At 47.2% G+C, this 612-nt stretch carries 3 tRNA genes; all 3 read right to left on the bottom strand.

The features are described from left to right. Positions 1 to 117: 117 nt before the first annotated feature. Positions 118 to 193: transfer RNA gene (locus tag L976_RS11865), tRNA-Ala, on the bottom strand. Between the two features lie 107 nt (positions 194 to 300). Then, a tRNA-Glu gene (locus tag L976_RS11860) sits at positions 301 to 376 on the bottom strand. Positions 377 to 474: 98 nt separating this feature from the next. Beyond that, a tRNA-Glu gene (locus tag L976_RS11855) sits at positions 475 to 550 on the bottom strand. Positions 551 to 612 lie beyond the last annotated feature (62 nt).

Genomic DNA, 612 nt, shown 5'->3' with positions numbered 1-612 from the left:
TCGAACCCCTGTTACCGCCGTGAAAGGGCGGTGTCCTAGGCCTCTAGACGAAGGGGACACAAGGACATATTAATTTGAATTTCGTTAAAAACTCTCGCTTAATATCGGCGGTAAGTTTGGTGGAGCTAGACGGGATCGAACCGTCGACCTCTTGCATGCCATGCAAGCGCTCTCCCAGCTGAGCTATAGCCCCAAACTCTTTCGACAAAACTGAAACTCAGTATATCGCAGAAATTTAGATTTGTTCTTACCAGACAACTCGTTAGCTATTTGGTAGGAGCACTATGCCGTAAAACATAGTGGTATCCCCTAGGGGATTCGAACCCCTGTTACCGCCGTGAAAGGGCGGTGTCCTAGGCCTCTAGACGAAGGGGACACAAGGACTTATGTTTTCCCTCATAACTGAGGTCTTGCGATTTATCTCAAACAACTCGTTAGTCATTTGTGATGCACTCTATCTTATTAGAGATAGAGTGGTATCCCCTAGGGGATTCGAACCCCTGTTACCGCCGTGAAAGGGCGGTGTCCTAGGCCTCTAGACGAAGGGGACACAAGGACATATTAATTTGACAACTATTATGACTAACAGTGCTCTCGCTTAATATGGCGAAA

This window comes from Shewanella sp. ZOR0012 (genome assembly GCF_000798835.1).
Taxonomy (GTDB): domain Bacteria; phylum Pseudomonadota; class Gammaproteobacteria; order Enterobacterales; family Shewanellaceae; genus Shewanella; species Shewanella xiamenensis.
Note: the sequence above shows the minus strand (reverse complement) of the source record. Positions and strands in the feature narration are given on the sequence as shown.